The following is a 19869-nucleotide window of genomic DNA, read 5'->3' as shown; positions in this document are numbered from 1 at the left end:
TCAGACCCTCGCGTCGCTTCGGTAGCGTGAGCGGGTGATGCTGCCTGACCTGTCCGTGCTGGCGTGGCTCGCGCTCGCGGTCGGGGCGGCCGTGATCGGGCTGTCCAAAGCGGCGCTGCCGGGGGCGGCGACCCTGGCGGTGGCTCTGTTCGCCGCCGTGCTGCCGGCCAAGCAGTCCACCGGCACGATCCTGGTGCTGCTGATCGTCGGCGACGTCTTCGCGCTGTGGGCATACCGCCGGCACGCCGACACCCGCACCCTGATCCGACTGGCGCCCGCCGTGATCGTGGGGCTCGTCGGCGGCGCGGTGTTCCTCGCCTTCGCCTCCGATGCCTGGGTGCGCCGGATGATCGGGCTCCTGCTGCTGACGGTGGTGGCGGTCAGTCTCTGGCGGCGGGCACGGCGGGCCCGGCGGGAGCCGGTTCCCGGCGACGCCGGTTCGCATCGGGTCGCCGCAGCCACCTACGGCAGTCTCGCCGGATTCACCACGATGGTGGCCAACGCCGCCGGGCCGGTGATGTCGATGTACTTCCTGGCCGCACGCTTTCCGGTCAAGGCGTTCCTGGGCACCTCGGCCTGGTTCTTCGCGATCGTCAACATCACCAAGCTGCCGTTCTCCATCGGCCTCGGCCTGATCACGCCGTCAGGGCTCCTGGTGAACGCGGTGCTCATCCCGGTCGTGGTGGCTGCCGCCTTCGGCGGTCGACTGATCGCGGGGCGCATCAGCCAGAAGCTGTTCGACCGGATCATCATCGCGCTGACGGTGGTCGGCTCGCTCTACCTGCTCGTGTGAACTCGGCGCCCCACCAGCATCCGCGCAGGCGTCTCGCCTAATCTGGACACATGACCGCCACGCCCGAGACTCCCCTGCGCACCCAGGTGCGGCCCAAGACCGAGGGGTGGACGCAGAAGAAGGATGCCGAGGGCCGGCCGCTGCTGCAGTTCGCCAGCCCCAGGCGGGGCAAGCCGCCCGTGCACCTGGCCGACCTCACGCACGAGCAGCGAATCGAGAAGGTGACCGAGCTCGGCATGCCCGGCTTCCGTGCCGCCCAGCTGGAGAAGCACTACTTCGTGCACGGTACGCACGACCCGGCCGCGATGACCGATCTGCCCGCCGACGGGCGCGAAGAGTTCGTGCACGGCATGCTGCCGCCGCTGCTGACCGAGGTGCGCCGGCTGCAGACCGACCGCGGCGACACCATCAAGTTCCTCTGGAAGCTGCACGGCGGGGCGCTGGTCGAGTCCGTGCTGATGCGCTACCCGGGCCGCATCACGCTGTGCGTGTCGAGCCAGGCCGGCTGCGGCATGAACTGTCCGTTCTGCGCGACCGGCCAGGCGGGGCTGACCCGCAACATGTCGGCCGCCGAGATCGTGGCGCAGGTGGTGCGCGCCAACCGGGTGATCGCCGAGGGCCAGCTGGGCGATCCGCGCGAGTTCGGGCACGAGGGCGAGCGGGTCTCGAACATCGTGTTCATGGGCATGGGCGAGCCGCTGGCCAACTATGCACGCGTCATGCAGGCGGTGCGCGTCATGGTCGACAAGAAGCACGGCCTGGGCATGAGCGCGCGCGGCATCACGATCTCGACGGTCGGGCTGGTGCCGGCCATCCGCAAGCTGTCCGCCGAGGGCATCCCGGTCACCTTCGCGCTCTCGCTGCACGCGCCCGACGACGAGCTGCGCGACGAGATGATCCCGGTCAACTCCCGCTGGAAGGTCGATGAGGCACTGGACGCCGCGCGGGAGTACTTCGAGAAGACCGGTCGCCGAGTCTCGATCGAATACGCCCTGATCAAGGACATGAACGACCACGGCTGGCGCGCCGACCTGCTCGGCGAGAAGCTCAACGCGCGCGGGCGCGGCTGGGTGCACGTCAACCCGATTCCGCTGAACCCGACCCCCGGGTCGGTGTGGACGGCATCCACCCGGGCCGCGCAGGACGAATTCGTGCGCCGACTCGAAGCCCACGGCATCCCGACCACGATCCGCGACACCCGCGGAAAGGACATCGACGGCGCGTGCGGCCAGCTGGTGGCCACCGAAGCCGACCAGCAGGCGGCCGAGGGGACCCCCGCCGAGGTCTGAGCGGACCCCGCGTCCCGCCCGTGTGCTTCTCGGGTTGCCGACTTTCAGTCGGCAGCTGTGACCGCTCTTCCTGTGGCGAATGGTCACAAGTGCCGACTGAACACCATCGGCCCGGGGCGCTTCGGCTCCGATGGCCTCATGGCCGCGATCATCGGCATCGTGGTCGCCGAGCGTGCCGACACAGCCGGCCCCGCCGCCGGCTGTGTCATCGCACCCGGTCCGGCACGAGTAGCGTTGAGGGATGGTCGAATATCGCCACCTCGGCAACAGCGGACTGAAGGTTTCGGAGATCACCTACGGCAACTGGGTGACGCACGCATCGCAGGTGGACGATTCCGCCGCGATCGCCACCGTGCATGCGGCGCTGGATGCCGGCATCACGACATTCGACACCGCCGACACGTATGCGAACACGGCCGCCGAGGTCGTGCTGGGCAAGGCTCTGGCAGGACGACGCCGCGAGGGGCTGGAGATCTTCACGAAGGTCTACTGGCCGATCGGCCCGAAGGGGCCGAACGACGCCGGGCTGTCGCGCAAGCACATCCGCGAGGGCATCGACGGGTCGCTGCGCCGCCTCGGGGTCGACTACGTCGACCTGTACCAGGCGCACCGCTACGACTACGAGACGCCGCTGGAAGAGACCATGCAGGCCTTCGCCGACGTCGTGCGACAGGGCAAGGCCCTCTACATCGGCGTGAGCGAGTGGACCGCCGAGCAGCTGCGCGATGCGGCAGGCCTCGCGAAAGAGCTGCACGTGCCGTTCGTGTCGAACCAGCCGCAGTACTCGATGCTGTGGCGCGTGATCGAAGAGAAGGTCGTCCCCACCAGCACCGAGCTCGGTCTGTCGCAGGTCGTCTGGTCGCCGATGGCGCAGGGCGTGCTCAGCGGCAAGTACCTGCCGGGCCAGCCGGTGCCTGCCGGATCACGGGCGACCGATGAGAAGAGCGGCGCCCAGTTCATCAAGCGCCTGCTGCGCGATGACGTGCTCGCCGCGGTGCAGAACCTCAAGCCCATCGCCGCAGACCTCGGCCTGACGATGCCGCAGCTGGCCATCGCGTGGGTGCTGCAGAACCCGAACGTCGCCTCGGCTCTGGTCGGGGCATCCCGCCCCGAGCAGATCGCCTCGAACGTCGCGGCATCGGGCGTGAAGCTCGACGGCGACGTCCTGGCAGCGATCGACGCGGCTCTGGGCGATGTCGTCGTGCGCGACCCGGCGAACACGTACGACGTCTCGCCCAAGACGCGGCCCTGACCCCGGGGGCTGCCGTGGTCACGACGAGCGCGGGACTGCTGCTGCACCGTCGCGGTGATGCAGGCGGCCTCGAGGTTCTGATCGCGCACATGGGCGGGCCGTTCTGGGCGCGCAAGGACGAGGCGGCATGGTCGATTCCGAAGGGCGAGTTCGATCCCGCGGTCGAAACGGCGATGGATGCCGCGACCCGCGAGTTCCGTGAAGAGCTCGGTGTCGATCCGCCCGCCGGGCCGTACGTCGAGCTGGGCACGTGGGCGTACTCGTCGGGCAAGAAGGTCACGGTCTTCGCCGCCGACGGCGTGGGGTTCGCGTCATCCTCCTTCTCCTACGGCACGTTCGAGATGGAGTGGCCTCCGCGGTCGGGGAGGCGAGCCGAGTTCGCCGAGGTCGACCGCGCCGAATGGATGCCGGTGGAGGCCGCGCGCCCGCGTCTGGTGAAGGGTCAGCGCCCCGCGCTCGATGCGCTGGTGAACTCCGTATAGCGCAGCGTCGGTGGCCTATGGCAAGCTAGAAGGTCCGCGCATTCGCGCGATCCCCCTGGAGTCGCTTGTGCTTGCGAAAATCCTCGTCCGCTACCTCAAAAAATACCGCTGGCTGCTGCTGGGCGTTCTGGTCTTCCAGTTCGCCTCGGCGATGGCCCAGCTCTACCTGCCCCGGCTGAATGCCGACATCATCGACCTGGGCGTCGCCAACGGCGACACCGCCTTCATCTGGTCGCATGGTGCGTTCATGCTGCTGATCTCCCTCGGCCAGATCGTGGCATCCATCGTCGCCACGTACTTCGCCGCCCGCGCGGCCATGGCGGTGGGCCGCGACATCCGCCGCGATGTGTACGACCGCGTCAGCGATTTCTCCGAGCGTGAGATCTCCGCGTTCGGACCGGGATCGCTGATCACCCGCAACACGAACGACGTGCAGCAGGTGCAGATGCTCGCGATGATGGGCGCCACCATGCTCGTCACCGCGCCGCTGCTGGCGATCGGCGGCGTCATCATGGCGCTGCAGCAGAACGTCGGGCTCAGCTGGCTGATCGCCGTGTCGGTGCCGACCCTGCTGATCGTGGCGATCATCGTCATCAGCCGCATGGTGCCGCTGTTCCGCCGCTACCAGACCAAGCTCGACGCGGTCAACCGCATCATGCGCGAACAGCTGACCGGCGTGCGCGTCGTGCGCGCGTTCGTCCGCGAGCGCATCGAAGAGGGCCGGTTCCGCGAGGCCAACACCGACATCATGATCGTCGGACGCAACGTCGGGTCGCTGTTCGTGCTGCTGTTCCCGATGGCGATGCTCGTGCTGAACGTCACCGTCGTCGGCGTGATCTGGTTCGGCGGCATCGCCGTCAACGACGGCTCGGTGCAGATCGGCACGCTGTTCGCCTTCATGCAGTACGTCGGTCAGATCCTCATGGGCGTGCTGATGGCCAGCTTCATGACGATGATGATCCCGCGTGCGGCGGTCTCGGCGGACCGCATCGGCGAGGTGCTGGATGCCGACACCTCGCTGGCACGTCCCGACAGCCCGGTGAGCGACTTCTCTCGCCCCGGTGCGGTGGAGTTCGACGACGTGACGTTCACGTATCCGGGCGCCGAGGCACCGGTGCTGCAGAACGTGTCGTTCCGTGCCGAGCCGGGCGAGACGGTCGCGATCGTCGGATCGACCGGATCGGGCAAGACGACGCTCGTCTCGATGATCCCGCGCCTGTTCGACGTGACCTCGGGCGCCGTGCGCGTGGCCGGCGTCGATGTGCGCGAGGCCGACCTCGACATGATGTGGAAGGGCATCGGCCTCGTGCCGCAGCGGCCGTTCCTGTTCACCGGCACCATCGCCTCGAACCTGCGGTTCGGGCGTGAGGAGGCCACCGATGCCGACCTGTGGGAGGCGCTGGAGATCGCCCAGGCGCGCGACTTCGTCGCCGAGAAGGAGGGCGGCCTGGCCTCGCGCATCGCACAGGGCGGCACGAACGTGTCGGGCGGGCAGCGCCAGCGGCTCGCGATCGCGCGCGCGATCGTGCATCAGCCCGACATCCTCGTCTTCGACGACTCGTTCTCGGCGCTGGACCTGTCCACCGATGCGCGGCTGCGCCAGGCGCTGTGGAAGCACATGCCCGACGTGACCAAGATCGTGGTCGCGCAGCGCGTCTCGACCATCACCGATGCCGATCGCATCGTCGTGCTCGATGACGGTCGGGTGGTCGGGGTCGGCGCACACGACGACCTGCTGGTCACCTGTACCACCTACAAAGAGATCGTCGACTCGCAGCTGGGGGTGCACGCATGAGCGCGCCCGACATGCTCACCGAGGAGGAACGCCTCGAAGAAGAGCTCGCCGAACAGGCGCGACTGAACGCCGACGACTGGAGCGGCGGGGTCGCCCCGGGCAAGGCCGCGAACTTCGGTCAGAGCTTCGGCCGGATGGTGGGGCTGCTGAGGCCCCACTGGATCGGCTTCTCGCTGGTGTCGCTGGCCGGAGCGGTCGGCGTCGTGCTGGCCGTCATCGCGCCGAAGGTGCTCGGGCAGGCCACGAACATCATCTTCGAGGGCGTCGTCTCGCTGTCCCTGGCCTCTTTCTTCCCGGCCGGTGCCACGCAGGCGCAGGTCGTGGCGGGACTGCGTCAGGGCGGTCAGAACGACATCGCGAACATCGTGTCGGCCATGGACGACTTCCATGTCGGTGAAGGCGTCGACTTCGATCGCCTGCGCTGGGTGATCATCGGGGTGCTGGCCATCTACGTCGTCGCGGCACTGCTGAGCTGGCTGCAGGGCTATGTGATCAACGTGATCATGGTGCGCACGATGTGGCAGCTGCGCGAAGACGTCGAGGCGAAACTGAACCGCCTGCCCCTGTCGTACTTCGACAAGGTGCAGCGCGGAGAGCTGATCTCGCGCGTCACGAACGACATCGACAACATCACCCAGACCATGCAGCAGTCGCTGTCGGGAGCGCTGACCAGCGTGCTGACCGTCATCGGCGTGCTGGTCATGATGTTCTCGATCTCGTGGCAGCTGGCGCTGGTGGCGCTGGTCTCGCTGCCGCTGATGGCGGTGATCTTCGGCGTCATCGGGCCGAAGTCGCAGAAGGCGTTCAGCGTGCAGTGGCGCAAGGTCGGTCGCTTGAACGCCCGGGTCGAGGAGTCGTTCTCGGGCCATGCGCTCGTGCAGGTCTTCGGCCGGGAGAAGGACTCGCGTGCGCAGTTCGCCAAAGACAACGACGAGCTGTTCGAGGCATCCTTCAAGGCGCAGTTCCTGTCGGGCATCATCATGCCCGGCATGATGTTCATCGGCAGCCTGACCTATGTCGGCATCGCGGTGCTGGGCGGCCTCATGGTCGCCTCGGGAAACCTGCGCCTGGGTGACGTGCAGGCGTTCATCCAGTACTCGCAGCAGTTCACCCAGCCCCTGTCGGAGCTCGGCGGCATGGCCGCGGTCGTGCAGTCGGGCACGGCTTCGGCGGAGCGGGTGTTCGACCTGCTCGATGCCGATGAGCAGCAGCCCGACGCCGACGACGCGCCCGAGCTGGTGCCCGGCCGCGGGGTCATCGAATTCGAGAACGTGGAGTTCTCCTATGACCCGACCCAGCCACTGATCCGGGATCTGTCCTTCCGGGTCGAGCCCGGGCAGACCGTGGCGATCGTGGGTCCCACCGGCGCCGGCAAGACGACTCTCGTGAATCTGCTGATGCGGTTCTACGAACTGGACGGCGGGCGCGTCCTGCTCGACGGGCAGGACACGTCTGAATTGACCCGCGACGACGTGCGAGGCCGCACCGGCATGGTGCTGCAGGACCCGTGGCTGTTCGCCGACACGATCCGAGAGAACATCCGCTACGGGCGGCAGTCGGCGACCGACGATGAGATCGTGGATGCCGCGTCCGCGACGCGCGTGGACCGCTTCGTGCACTCGCTGCCCGACGGGTACGACACCATGCTCGACGAGGACGCCTCGAACGTGTCGGCCGGCGAGAAGCAGCTGATCACGATCGCCCGTGCCTTCGTGGCGCAGCCGTCGGTGCTCATCCTCGACGAGGCGACCTCGTCCGTCGACACGCGCACCGAGCTGCTGCTGCAGCACGCCATGGCGGCACTGCGCGCCGGGCGCACCTCGTTCGTGATCGCGCACCGGCTGTCGACGATCCGCGATGCCGACCTCATCCTGGTGATGGAGCACGGCGACATCGTCGAGAAGGGCACGCACGACGAGCTCATCGCCCGCGAAGGCGCGTACTGGCGGCTCTACCAGTCGCAGTTCGAGCAGGCCGCGGCCGACATCGACCTCGAAGAGGCTGTCACGGCGGCGACGGCGTCCGTCCCGGTCGTGGCGGCGGCGGACGAGACGCCGGCTTGATTCACCGACCGGCCCTTCGTCTCAGTTCAGCGAGACGAAGGGCCGGTCGGCAAGAGCGGCAATGCCTCGAAAACCGTATTGAACTTCCCGTTCACACAGCCGTGAGAGGGCTTCGGGTCAGCGTGGCGGCAGCGGGCCACGAGTCCCTTCCTGCAGGCCGTTGTGTGAACAGGAGGGTGAATGCTGATTCTGAAGGTGTCGAAGCTGCGCAGCGGTTCGCGCTGTGGTGCGTCGCACTGTCACCCCTCGAGCGCGGCGCGCTCCGCTTCCCACTCCTCGACGAGCTCCGGCATCCGTCGCGCCATGAACCGCAGGAACGCCGACATCTCGGTCGCGTGGGCCGCAGCATCCGAGTCTTCCTGCTCGGCGTGGATCGTGTCGATCAGATCCGCCAGTCGTAGGTAGACGGGCGCATTCGCGGTCATCACCCCGAACCACGAGTCCGAGACCATCTCGTAGCGCTCGCGCCGGTGCCCGGGCAGCGACCGCCGGCGGATGAAGTGCAGCGTCTCGAGGTAGCGTACCGCTCCCGACACGGCGGCCGCGCTGACCCCCAGCCGGTCCCGCAGGTCGGCTGCCGTGTAGCCCTCTGCGGGGGCGGCCAGCAGCGCCATGAGCACGCGGGCCGGCATGCGGGGCATGCCGGCCACGCTCATCACCGAAGCGGCCTGCTCAGCGGCCTCGATCGCGCGGTGCTCACTCATCCGTTCGAATCTATCGGTGCCGGGTCATCCATCGGCGGCAAGCGGGCGGCGGCGCTGCAAGAGGAGGGATGCCGCAGCCCCGACCACGACGATCGCGACGAGCCACCACAGCCCGCGCGCGTCGACCTGCCCGCCCTCGATCACCGGGGTCACCCCGAACGGCGAGAGCCTGGTGGTCCACTCGGGCATGCCGAACAGCGGTCCGAACATGCCGAGCATCGTCGCGACCAGCACGAGCGCCCAGCCCAGACCGATCGTGGCCCGTGGCAGCAGCACGAAGATCAGCGCCGTGATCACCGTGAACACCGAGGCGGCGACGAACTCGCCCGCCCCGGTGATCAGTGATGCGCGGTACAGCTCCGACCCGCCGCCCTGCGCCGCGATGCCCACGAAGGCCGCCACGACGGCAGATGCCACCACGATGACGACGGCGAAGGTCGCCACCAGCAGGTAGTCCGCGAGCCACCGCACCCGGCCCACCGTGGTGGCCAGCACCGGCTCTGCGGTGCCGTGTGCTTCTTCTTGTCGCGCACGCACGAGGGTCTGCACAGCGCAGCACGCGGCGACGATGCCGAGCATCGTGAAGAAGATCGTCACGACCGACTCTTCGAGCGAACCGCCCTGTGCGAGCTTCTCGAGGATCTGCGCGACGGCGGGGTTGTCGCCCGAGATCTGGTCGACGAGACCCCCGAGGGTCGTGGCGAGAATGCCCACGATCGCCCCGCCCACGGCCCACCCGATGATCGAGCCCGACGCGAGCCGCCACACCAGCGCGTGCGCGCCGGACAGAGCCGGCCGCGCATGCGCCCTGCCCTGCCTGCCGGCGAAGAAGCTCGCACCGATGTCGCGCACCGACTGCAGCCAGGTCGCGGCGACGGCCAGAACGAGTCCCACCGCTGCCGCCAGCACGATCGGCGCGGCGTTGTCCGCGTCGAACGGACGAGATTGCTCGGCCCAGGAGAACGGTGAGATCCACGCGATCCACGCGCTGCTCGTATGCGTGAGGTCGTCGCTGGGTGTTCCTGCGGCGTTGCCGATGCCGCGCAGCAGAAACGTCGCCACGAGCACCCAGATCGTCAGGGAGTTCGCGCCGCGCGAGGTGCGCATCAGCTGGGCGGCGATCAGGCCGATTCCGAGGAACGCGAGGCCGGTGGCCCCGGCGGCGGCGCCGGTCACCCATGATCCCGCCGGATCCAGGCCCGTGGACACGAGCGCGAGAGCCGACAGCACCGCCAGCACGACGTTCGCGAGCACCCCGTGCACGATCGTGGCCACTGTGGGCATCGTGCGGCCGGCCGGGGTCGCCGACAGCAGCTCGGCCCGCCCCGCCTCCTCGTCGGCGCGCGTGTGCCGCACGGCGAGGAATGCGGACATGAGGGCGGCGAGGATCGCCAGCCACGGCAGCACCTCGAACGCGAGGAACGCCCCCTCACTCGTGCCCGCCGGCAGACCCCGGAACATCAGGATCACCGGGTTGGCCAGGGCGGCGGCCAAGATGTTCTGCCGGTCGGCGACCGTCGAATACGACTGGGTGACCCCGGCATAGCCGGCGTACGCCATGAGAGCGGTGCTGATGGTCCACAGCGGCACCTGCAGTGCGTCGCGACGCAGCCGCTGGCGCAGCAGCGCGAAAAGCCGCCTCATCGGCTCTGCCCCTGTTCGGCTGTCTCGAGACCTTCCGTGTCGTCGCCGTAGTGTCGCAGGAACAGTTCTTCGAGCGAAGGCGGCGAGATGCGCAGACCTTCGGCGCCGATCGCTGCGACGGCCGGCAGCGCCTGTGAGATGTGGTCGCTGTCGATCGTGAACCGCGCTCGACCCTCGTGGACGCCCGCGTCGTGGGCACCGGGGATGGTCGCCAGCCGGTCGGGCGTGAGGCCGTCGGCGACGAAGGACACTTCGGTGCGCGTGAGGTGGCGCAGTTCCGACAGCGTGCCGGAGTCGACGATCCTTCCGCTGCGGATGATCGAGACCCGGTCGCAGAGCTGCTCGACCTCGGAGAGGATGTGGCTGGACAGCAGCACGGTGGCTCCGGCATCCTTCACCCGCTGCACTTCGCGATGGAAGATCACCGACATCAGGGGGTCCAGGCCGCTGGTCGGCTCGTCGAGGATGTACAGGTCGGCCGGTACGGCGAACGCGGCGATGAGCGCGACCTTCTGCCGGTTGCCCTTCGAGTAGCTGCGGCCCTTCTTGCGCGGGTCGAACTGGAACTCCTCGGTCAGCCGGTCGCGTTCGGCACGGTAGGCGCGGTCGCGGTGGGCGGCGCCGCGCAGCCGGGCGAGAAGGTCGATGGCCTCGCCACCCGACAGGTTCGGCCAGACGCTGACGTCGCCCGGCACGTACGCCGTGCGGCGGTGGATCGCGACGGCATCGGTCCACGGGTCCATCGCGAACACGGATGCCTCACCGCCGGTCTTGCGCGCCAGGCCCAGCAGGATGCGGATCGTGGTGGTCTTGCCTGCACCGTTCGGGCCGAGAAAACCGTGCACCTGACCGGTCTGGACCGTCAGGTGCAGGCCGTCCAGGGCGTGGACGCGACCGTAGTGCTTGTGCAGGTCGCGAGTGTCGATCACTGTGGTCATGAGACGCGAGCGTACACGCATTTCACAAATTTGTGAACACGTGCGGTGCGGGATGCCGATTCTTGTCTTCGGCCGTCAGCCACCGGGGCAGTCGCCCGACGTGCCGAAGCAGACGTGCGTGTTCTCGAGCGCCGGCGCCTGCTCGTGCGGCGTGAACCGCCCCTGCGGGATTGGGAAGGCGAGCGCCGCGCCGAGTGCCAGCACGAGAGCCGCGCCGGCCAGCGCGGCCATGCCCCGGCGACGCCCGATCAATGCGAGCACGGCCGCTACCGCCAGCAGACTGAGTGAGCCCAGCGCGGCGAACTCGTAGCGGTGGATCTCGTCGACCGTGGGCATCTGCGGTCCATCGAGCGAGAAGTACACGCTGAAAGACAGCATCGGCAGGGCGAGTGCCAGTGTCGCGCCGGCCGCCAGGCACACGAGGGCCGCCGCGAACCAGCCGGTGCGCCGCCGCGGGTCGCGCCGACGATAGACGATCCCGGCGAGCGCTCCGACGATCGCGGCGCCGGTGAGTCCCGAGGCGTACCAGATCGGGAGGATGGGCACCGGCCCAAGGGCGAAGGCGCCGCCGGTCACCAGGGCGCCGCCGACCAGGCCGATCAGCGCTGCCGCCCCGATCGCGAACCAGGCGATGGCCGTCGCCGCCATGCGGCGCACCAGAGTCGCCAGCACCAGAAGCGCCACGAGCCAGGCGAGGATCGCCGGGCTCAGCAGGTATCCGGCGATGGTGGCCACGCCGATGACCTCGCCGGTGGCGATGAAGGCGTGCAGCATGGAGCCGGCCACGAACGTGGCGAGCCCGACCCCGAGCGTGACGACGACCTGTGTCCGAGCCGTGCCCTGCGGCGCGGCCTCGGATGGGGCAGCCACGGTGAGTTCGTCCATCGCTGGGGCGCTGTCACCGGTCGGGTGGGGTGTCGCATCGCTCATCGTCGAAGCGTAGCGGGGCTGGCTGAGATGGGCCGGAGCGCACGAATGTATACCGACGCATCGGCTTTGCCCATGCAATTGGCCTTCAAGCGTTACGTATGTATACACTAAGCGTAGACCACGGAACGGGGGTGTCCATGCGTGCGAGTGATCGGGCTTACCGGAGGCTGCTCGACGAGATCCAGTCGGGGGCGCTCGCCCCGGGTGCCGTGCTCGGCGAGGTCGAGCAGGCCGCCCGGCTCGGTGTGAGCCGCACGCCGCTGCGCGAAGCGCTCGGGCGCCTCGCCGCCGACGGCCTGGTCGTGCAGCAGTCGCCGCGGGTGACCGTCGTCAGTGAGATCGACGCCGACGACATCCGCGAACTGTTCGAGGTGCGCCGCGCACTGGAAGAGACCGCCGCGCGTCTGGCTGCGCAGCGGGGGGATGCCGCGGCCTTCGCCGCGCTCGCCGACGGCTTCGAGCGACTGCGCCTGGACGACGTGGAGTCCACCCCCACGCACGACGACCTGTTCTCCCGGTTCGACGCAGAGCTGGATGCTTCGGCATCCAACGACTATCTGACCTCGGCGCTGCGCACCATCCGCACACACTTGGTGCGCGTGCGACGCCTCGCGCGGGAGAGTCCCGGCCGGCTGTCGGCCGCCGTCGCCGAGCATCGCGCCATCGCCCGTGCGATCGCCGACGGTGACGCCGAGCGCGCCGCCCACGCCACACACCTGCATCTGTACAACGCGCTGGAGAGCATCCTCGACTCGATCGAGGGTACGCGACCCGTCTCGGTCGCCTCCGGCATGTCGGCTCGGCCTCCCCGGTCGCAACCGACGAACTCTCGAGAAGGAGCAGCATGACCGTCACACACCACGTCCGCGTCCACCGCAGCGACGAGGACCTGCCCCGCGAGGGCCAGCTCGCCTGGAAGATCGCCGAAGTCGCCGCCGATCCGATCCCCCTCGACGAAGACGTCGTCGCGATGATCATCAACCGCATCATCGACAACGCCGCCGTGGCTGCGGCATCCCTCACTCGTGCGCCCGTGAGCGCGGCACGCCAGCAGGCCCTCGACCACGCCGTGTCGATCTCGGGCGACGGCTCGACGGTGTTCGGCTGCCCGCTCGAGCGGCACACGAGTCCCGAATGGGCCGCATGGGCCAACGGCGTCGCCGTGCGCGAGCTCGACTACCACGACACGTTCCTGGCGGCGGAGTACTCGCACCCGGGCGACAACATCCCGCCGATCGTCGCAGTCGCCCAACACGCCGGCAAAGACGGTGCGGCCCTCGCCCGGGCGATCGCGACCGGCTACGAGGTCCAGATCGACCTGGCCCGCGCGATCAGCCTGCACAAGCACAAGATCGATCACGTCGCGCACCTGGGCCCGTCGGCTGCCGCCGGCATCGGAACCCTGCTCGACCTGCCCGTCGAGACGATCTACCAGGCCGTCGGCCAGGCGCTGCACACCACCACGGCCACGCGTCAGTCGCGCAAGGGCGAGATCTCGAGCTGGAAGGCCCACGCCCCCGCCTTCGCCGGCAAGATGGCCGTTGAGGCCGTCGACCGGGCGATGCGCGGCGAGACCAGCCCGTCGCCGATCTACGAGGGCGAAGACGGCGTGATCGCCTGGCTGCTCGACGGCCCCGACGCCTCGTACGACGTGCCGCTGCCGGCGCCGGGAGAGGCGAAGCGGGCGATACTCGACTCGTTCACGAAGGAGCACTCGGCCGAGTACCAGGCGCAGGCCTGGATCGACCTGGCCCGAAAGCTGCACAACGAGCACCCCGACGCGTTCTCACCCGACAACGTCGCCTCGGTCGTGCTGCACACGAGCCACCACACGCACTACGTGATCGGTTCGGGTGCGAACGACCCGCAGAAGTACGACCCGCAGGCGTCGCGCGAGACGCTGGACCACTCGATCCCGTACATCTTCACGGTCGCGCTCCAGGACGGCACGTGGCACCACGTCGATTCGTACCTGCCCGAGCGCGCGCAGCGTGAGGACACCGTCGCGCTGTGGCACAAGGTCACCACCGCCGAAGACGAGGAGTGGACGCGCCGCTACCATTCCGAAGACCCGAACGAGAAGGCGTTCGGCGGCCGCGTCGAGATCACCTTCGCCGACGGCGGGCGCATCGTCGAGGAGATCGCCGTCGCCGACGCGCACCCGCTCGGGGCGCGGCCGTTCGAACGCTCGGACTACATCCGCAAGTTCCGGATGCTGGCCGAGCCGGTGCTCGAGCCCGAAGAGATCGAGCGGTTCCTCGATCTGGCCCAGCGCCTGCCCGAGCTGTCGGCCGACGAGGTCAAGCAGCTCTCGATCGTCGCCAAGATCGGTGTGCTGGCGGCCGCGCCCGCCCCGAAGGGGCTGTTCTGATGCCGGTCGGACGTCGGACCCCGAACACAACGGCGGGGATCTTCACCGACGCGCCGTCTGCGGCATCCCCCTCCCCGCGTGTCGCGGAAGATCCCCGCAGCTGTGCACACGCCGCCCGAGAAGGAGACCGTTGATGCTCTACAGCCAGACCCCGCCCGCCGACAAGCGCCGCCTGCTGCGCGAACGGCTCGCCGCCGGCGAGCTGCTGCGCTTCCCCGGCGCGTTCAACCCCCTGAGCGCGCGGCTCATCGAGCGCAAGGGCTTCGAAGGCGTCTACATCTCGGGTGCCGTGCTCTCGGCCGATCTGGGACTGCCCGACATCGGCCTGACCACGCTGACCGAGGTCGCAGGCCGTGGCCAGCAGATCGCCCGCATGACCGAGCTGCCCGCGATCATCGACGCCGACACCGGGTTCGGCGAGCCGATGAACGTCGCCCGCACGATCCAGACGCTCGAAGACGCGGGCCTTGCCGGCACGCACATCGAGGATCAGGTCAACCCGAAGCGCTGCGGACACCTCGACGGCAAGCAGGTGGTCGACGAGGGCACGGCTGTCAAGCGCATCCGCGCGGCCGCCGACGCCCGCCGCGACCCGAACTTCCTGATCATGGCGCGCACCGACATCCGCGCCGTCGACGGACTCGAGGCGGCGACCGACCGTGCGAAAGCGCTGGTGGATGCCGGAGCCGACGCGATCTTCCCCGAAGCCATGCGCTCCCTCGACGAGTTCGCCGCCGTCCGGGCAGCGGTGGACGTGCCGATCCTGGCGAACATGACCGAGTTCGGCAAGTCCGACCTGTTCACCGTCGACCAGCTGCGCGAGGTCGGGGTGAACATCGTCATCTGGCCTGTCTCCCTCCTGCGGATCGCGATGGGCGCAGCGGGGCGGGCTCTCGATACGCTGATCGAAGAGGGCGCTCTCACCAGCAGGCTCGGCGAGATGCAGCACCGTGCCGACCTGTACGATCTCATCGACTACGAGGCCTACAACCACTTCGACACCGGCGTCTTCAACTTCCAGATCGCGCGATAGGAGAGCTCATGGCCGACACCGACATCAAGAAGGGTCTCGCCGGCGTCGTCGCCGACGCGACGGCGATCAGCAAGGTCAACCCCGACACGAACTCGCTGCTGTACCGCGGGTATCCCGTGCAGGAGCTGGCCGCGACCCAGCCGTTCGAGGCCGTCGCCTACCTGCTGTGGCACGGCGAGCTGCCCACCGCCGATCAGCTGGCCCAGCTGCGCGAAACCGAGCGCGCCCACCGGGCACTGACCGACGAGGTGCGCCGGGCGATCGAGCTGTCGCCGCTGGACGCGCATCCGATGGACGAGATCCGCACCGCCGTCTCGGCGATCGGAGCGGCAGATCTCGCCGGCATCGGCACCGTCATGGACGCGGTCGGCACGCCCGAAGAGAACCTGCAGCGCAGCCTGCGCCTGTTCGCCGCGATCCCCGCGATCGTCGCATACGGTCAGCGGCGCCGTCGCGGGCAGGATGCCGTGGCCCCGCGCGATGATCTGGACTACGCGGCGAACTTCCTCTGGATGACCTTCGGTGAAGAGGCCGACGATGTCGTCGTCGACGCGTTCAACCGCTCGATGATCCTGTACGCCGAGCACTCCTTCAACGCATCCACGTTCACGGCCCGGGTCATCGCGTCGACCCTGAGCGACCTGTACTCGGCCGTGGTCGGTGCGATCGGGGCGCTGAAGGGTCCGCTGCACGGCGGAGCGAACGAGGCCGTGCTGCACATCTTCGACGAGATCGGCGAGGCCGGCAACGTCACGGCCTGGCTCGACGAGGCGCTCGCCGAAAAGCGCAAGATCATGGGCTTCGGACACCGCGTCTACAAGCGCGGCGACTCGCGGGTGCCCACCATGAAGGCCGCCCTCGACAGTCTCGTCGAGCACTTCCAGCGCCCTGAGGTGCTCGCGCTGTACACCGAGTTGGAGAACCGGTTCGTCGAGCGCAAGGGCATCTACCCGAACCTCGACTATCCGTCGGGTCCGGCCTACAACCTGATCGGCTTCGACACCCTGACGTTCACGCCGTTGTTCGTGGCAGCCCGGGTCACCGGCTGGACCGCGCACATCATGGAGCAGCAGGCATCCAACGCCCTGATCAGGCCGCTCTCGGCGTACAACGGCGTCGACGAGCGGCACATCGAGGGCTACACCGCCGACACCGCGGCCGTCCACGTCGCCTCGCGCCCCGAAGAGGCCGCCGGCTGAGGCCGGGCGACGACACGCGGACCGAGCGGCCGTTTCGGGCATCACTGGCCGATCGCTCCTCGGGCCGCGGCATCCCACCGGGCCGTAGGCTCGGACCAGGAGGTCTGTCATGTCTCACGCCGTCATCGTCGATGTCATCCGCACGCCCGTCGGGAGGGGAAAGCCCGGGGGCGCTCTGAGCGGAGTGCACCCGGTGGACCTGTCCACCGTCGTGCTGCGCGCCCTGCTCGAGCGCAACGGGTTGGAATCCACGCAGATCGACGACGTGATCTGGGGATGCGTCAGCCAGATAGGCGATCAGAGCATGAACATCGCGCGCCAGTCGGTGCTGGCCGCCGGCTTCGCTGAGACGGTGCCGGCGACCACGATCGACCGGCAGTGCGGATCGAGTCAGCAGGCCGCCCACTTCGCCGCCCAGGGGGTGATCGCCGGCGCCTACGACATCGTGATCGCAGGCGGCGTCGAGTCGATGAGCCGCGTGCCGCTCGGGTCGTCGGCGCACGGCGGCGTGCCCAGCGACGGGCTGCGCGCGCGCTACCCCGACGGGCTCGTGAACCAGGGGGTCTCGGCCGAGCTGATCGCCCAGCGCTGGGGGCTCGGACGCGAGGAGCTGGACGTGTTCGCCGCCGAGTCCCATCGCCGGGCGACGGATGCCTGGGCCCAGGGACGCTTCGACAGCCAGATCGTCGAGGTGCCCGGCTTCGTGACCCCGGCATCCGGTGTTCCCGACGAGACAGTGCGTCCGTCGACGAGCGTCGAGGGGCTCGCGGGATTGAACCCGGCATTCCGCACCGACGAGCTGGCCGCGCGCTTTCCGCAGCTGGACTGGAAGATCACGCCGGGCAACTCCTCGCCGCTGACCGACGGCGCATCGGGCGTGCTCATCATGAGCGAGGAGAAGGCCGCCGAGCTCGGGCTGACCCCGCGTGCGCGGTTCCACTCGTTCGCCGTCGTCGGCGATGACCCGGTCATGATGCTCACCGGTCCGATCCCCGCCACGCAGCGGGTTCTCCAGCGCAGTGGACTGACAATCGACGACCTCGACGCCTATGAGGTCAACGAGGCGTTCGCCTCGGTGCCGATGGCCTGGACGCATGACCTGCACGCCGACCCGGCGAAGCTGAACGCCTGGGGCGGCGCGATCGCGCTCGGACACGCACTGGGCTCCTCGGGCACCCGCCTCATGGGGACGCTGCTGGCCACCCTCGAAGCGACCGGCGGCCGGTACGGTCTGCAGACGATGTGCGAGGGCGGCGGCATGGCCAACGCGACCATCATCGAGCGCCTGTAGCCCGCGCGCACGCAAGCACATGGACGCCAGAACAAATAGTAGGACGTCCATGTAAAATGATCGTGATGCCGACGGGGGCATCACCCCGCAGCCACACAATGGCCCTCGACGGGGACGACCGATGGGCGGTTCCACGATGAGCATGACGACGACCGAAGAACGACAGGCGATCCTCGAAGCGGTGCGCGACTTCGCCGAGAGCGAGCTGGCTCCGCACGCGCAGGAGTGGGATCAGGCCAAGCACTTCCCGCGTGAGACAGTCCAGCGCGCCGGCGACCTGGGGCTGGGCGGCATCTACGTCCGTGAGGAATCCGGCGGCGCGGGCCTTGGCCGCACCGAAGCGGTCGCGATCTTCGAGGAGCTCGCCAAGGGCGACCCTGCGATCTCGGCGTACATCAGCATCCACAACATGGTCGCGTGGATGATCGACACCTACGGTGACGACGCGCAGCGCGACCAGTGGCTGGGCCGGCTGATCGGCATGCACGATCTCGGTGCTTACTGCCTGACCGAGCCGGGGGTGGGGTCGGATGCCGCGGCCCTGACCACGAGCGCGATCCGGCAGGGAGATGAGTATGTGCTCACCGGCGTCAAGCAGTTCATCTCAGGTGGGGGCGAGGCATCCGTCTACGTCGTGATGGCCCGCACCGGTGAGCCGGGCGCCCGGGGAATCACCGCGTTCGTCGTTCCGGACGGACTGCCGGGCCTGTCGTTCGGTGTGAACGAGAAGAAGATGGGCTGGAATGCGCAGCCCACCCGCCAGGTCATCTTCGACGAGGTGCGCGTCCCCGTCTCGGCCGTGCTCGGAGAGGTCGGCAAGGGCTTCAAGATCGCCATGAACGCCCTCAACGGTGGGCGGCTGAACATCGCCGCATGTTCGCTGGGCGGGGCGCAGTGGGCGATGGAGAAGGCGATCCGCTACGTGCACGAGCGCTTCACTTTCGGCGAACCGCTCTCGGAGCGCCAGTCGGTTGTGTTCGCCCTGGCCGACATGGCCACCAAGCTTCAGGCGGGTCGGGCGCTGGTGCGGGATGCCGCGGCCGCGCTCGACGAGCACGCCCCCGACGCCGCGATGCAGTGCGCGATGGCCAAGCGGTTCGCGACCGACGCGGGCTTCGAGGTCGCCAACGAGGCGCTGCAGCTGCACGGCGGGTACGGCTACCTGCAGGACTACGGCATCGAGAAGGTCGTGCGCGACCTGCGCGTGCACCAGATCCTCGAGGGCACGAACGAGATCATGCGCGTGATCATCGGCCGCGAGCTGCTGCACGGCTGACCCGCCCCGTCCTCGCCGTCCTGCCGTTCTCGCCGTCGAAATCATATGCACTCGTCGGGCACACATCGATTTTGCGTCAAATGCGTGTGTTCGGGTCGAAAACATATGATTTCGACCGCGAGGCGGTCAGGCCAGCAGGTCGCGCATGCGCGCGGCCGCGCGGGCCGGGCCGGCAAGGACCGGGATGCCGAGGCGCTCGGACAGGGCTGCGGCCGCCGGTGAGATCGAATACTGCGCGAGCAGCACCGCGTCGATGCCGGCTGTCTCGCCCAGGGCCTCGGCGATGGCGACGGCCTGGGCCGCAGCATCCCCCGTCACGACCGCTGCGCGCGCAGCGAGTACGCTCACCACCTGCAGGCGGCCGTCGCCATGCCCCGCCAGGAATGCGTCGAAGCGGGCACGAGCGTCGGCCAGCGGGACCGCCAGCGACGCGACCAGGGCGATGCGCCCGAACCCGCCGGCGGCGGCATCGGCGAACGCGGCGTCGTCTGAGGCGAGCACCGGAACCTGTGCGCGCGCGGCGACGGCGTGCGCCACGGGGCTGTACATCGAGCACGTCAGCAGCACTCCCGCCGCCCCGTGACCGATCGCGTAGTCGATCAGCGCGGTCATCCGCTCGGCGAGCTCGGCGGTGACTTCCCCCGCCGAGAGCGCATCGGAGATGAGGCGATCATCGAGCAGGTTCCACAGCTCGGCGTCGGGGTACTCCGCGGCGAAGGCGCGCTCGGCCGGGGGAGCGGCGGCGGCCACGGCCCCGACCAGGGCGATGCGCGGGGCGGTCATTCCCCGACCAGAGCGATGCGCGGGGC

Annotated in this window: 17 protein-coding genes; 12 read left to right on the top strand and 5 right to left on the bottom strand. The window is 69.0% G+C overall.

The genetic code is table 11. From position 1 onward, the window contains the following. Positions 1-37: 37 nt before the first annotated feature. From QU603_RS13995 to QU603_RS13970, 6 genes are all read left to right on the top strand, one after another. A complete protein-coding gene (locus QU603_RS13995) occupies positions 38-793 on the top strand; it encodes a sulfite exporter TauE/SafE family protein (RefSeq protein ID WP_308494033.1) in 756 nt (251 codons plus the stop codon). Positions 794-843: 50 nt separating this feature from the next. Then, a complete protein-coding gene (gene rlmN / locus QU603_RS13990) occupies positions 844-2082 on the top strand; it encodes a dual-specificity RNA methyltransferase RlmN (protein ID WP_308491985.1) in 1239 nt (412 codons plus the stop codon). A gap of 241 nt (positions 2083-2323) precedes the next feature. After that, positions 2324-3334, top strand: coding sequence for an aldo/keto reductase family protein (locus QU603_RS13985; RefSeq protein ID WP_308491984.1), 1011 nt, complete (start codon positions 2324-2326; stop codon positions 3332-3334). Positions 3335-3348: 14 nt separating this feature from the next. After that, positions 3349-3816, top strand: coding sequence for an NUDIX hydrolase (locus QU603_RS13980; RefSeq protein WP_308491983.1), 468 nt, complete (start codon positions 3349-3351; stop codon positions 3814-3816). A gap of 67 nt (positions 3817-3883) precedes the next feature. Further along, positions 3884-5611, top strand: a complete 1728-nt coding sequence (locus QU603_RS13975) for an ABC transporter ATP-binding protein (RefSeq protein WP_308491982.1) — start codon at positions 3884-3886, stop codon at positions 5609-5611. Then, positions 5608-7674 carry an ABC transporter ATP-binding protein gene (locus QU603_RS13970; RefSeq protein ID WP_308491981.1) on the top strand — a complete coding sequence of 689 codons (2067 nt, stop codon included), beginning with the start codon at positions 5608-5610 and terminating at the stop codon, positions 7672-7674. The genes QU603_RS13975 and QU603_RS13970 overlap by 4 nt, the downstream gene beginning before the upstream one ends. A 239-nt stretch (positions 7675-7913) precedes the next feature. On the opposite strand, the gene QU603_RS13965 is transcribed toward QU603_RS13970, so the two are convergent. From QU603_RS13965 to QU603_RS13950, 4 genes are all read right to left on the bottom strand, one after another. Further along, the gene (locus tag QU603_RS13965; RefSeq protein ID WP_308491980.1) at positions 7914-8378 is read right to left on the bottom strand and encodes a GbsR/MarR family transcriptional regulator; all 465 of its coding nucleotides are present in this window, start codon (positions 8376-8378) and stop codon (positions 7914-7916) included. Between the two features lie 24 nt (positions 8379-8402). After that, positions 8403-10022, bottom strand: coding sequence for an ABC transporter permease (locus QU603_RS13960; protein ID WP_308491979.1), 1620 nt, complete (start codon positions 10020-10022; stop codon positions 8403-8405). Next, positions 10019-10960 carry an ABC transporter ATP-binding protein gene (locus QU603_RS13955; RefSeq protein WP_308491978.1) on the bottom strand — a complete coding sequence of 314 codons (942 nt, stop codon included), beginning with the start codon at positions 10958-10960 and terminating at the stop codon, positions 10019-10021. The genes QU603_RS13960 and QU603_RS13955 overlap by 4 nt, the downstream gene beginning before the upstream one ends. A 75-nt stretch (positions 10961-11035) precedes the next feature. Continuing rightward, positions 11036-11890 (bottom strand): hypothetical protein, encoded by an 855-nt coding sequence (locus QU603_RS13950; protein ID WP_308491977.1) that lies wholly within the window; start codon positions 11888-11890, stop codon positions 11036-11038. Positions 11891-12027: 137 nt separating this feature from the next. Here QU603_RS13950 and QU603_RS13945 point away from each other — a divergent pair, with 137 nt between their 5' ends. The 6 genes from QU603_RS13945 (at position 12028) to QU603_RS13920 (ending at position 19060) form a co-directional block, all read left to right on the top strand. Continuing rightward, the gene (locus QU603_RS13945) at positions 12028-12738 is read left to right on the top strand and encodes a GntR family transcriptional regulator (protein WP_308491976.1); all 711 of its coding nucleotides are present in this window, start codon (positions 12028-12030) and stop codon (positions 12736-12738) included. Then, positions 12735-14261, top strand: coding sequence for an MmgE/PrpD family protein (locus QU603_RS13940; protein WP_308491975.1), 1527 nt, complete (start codon positions 12735-12737; stop codon positions 14259-14261). The genes QU603_RS13945 and QU603_RS13940 overlap by 4 nt, the downstream gene beginning before the upstream one ends. A gap of 133 nt (positions 14262-14394) precedes the next feature. After that, positions 14395-15294: a methylisocitrate lyase gene (gene prpB, locus QU603_RS13935; RefSeq protein ID WP_308491974.1), complete on the top strand. Its 900-nt coding sequence runs from the start codon at positions 14395-14397 to the stop codon at positions 15292-15294. Positions 15295-15302: 8 nt separating this feature from the next. Then, on the top strand, positions 15303-16493 hold the full coding sequence (locus QU603_RS13930) for a bifunctional 2-methylcitrate synthase/citrate synthase (protein WP_308491973.1): 1191 nt from the start codon (positions 15303-15305) through the stop codon (positions 16491-16493). A gap of 109 nt (positions 16494-16602) precedes the next feature. Further along, positions 16603-17784 (top strand): thiolase family protein, encoded by a 1182-nt coding sequence (locus QU603_RS13925; RefSeq protein ID WP_308491972.1) that lies wholly within the window; start codon positions 16603-16605, stop codon positions 17782-17784. A 136-nt stretch (positions 17785-17920) separates the two neighbouring features. Next, entirely contained in the window at positions 17921-19060 is a 1140-nt protein-coding gene (locus QU603_RS13920; RefSeq protein WP_308491971.1) for an acyl-CoA dehydrogenase family protein, read from the top strand. Between the two features lie 126 nt (positions 19061-19186). Here QU603_RS13920 and QU603_RS13915 read toward each other — a convergent pair whose 3' ends face one another. Further along, positions 19187-19843 carry an aspartate/glutamate racemase family protein gene (locus QU603_RS13915; RefSeq protein WP_308491970.1) on the bottom strand — a complete coding sequence of 219 codons (657 nt, stop codon included), beginning with the start codon at positions 19841-19843 and terminating at the stop codon, positions 19187-19189. Positions 19844-19869: the final 26 nt, after the last annotated feature.

The organism is Microbacterium terrisoli (genome assembly GCF_030866805.1).
Taxonomy (GTDB): domain Bacteria; phylum Actinomycetota; class Actinomycetes; order Actinomycetales; family Microbacteriaceae; genus Microbacterium; species Microbacterium terrisoli.
Note: the sequence above shows the minus strand (reverse complement) of the source record. Positions and strands in the feature narration are given on the sequence as shown.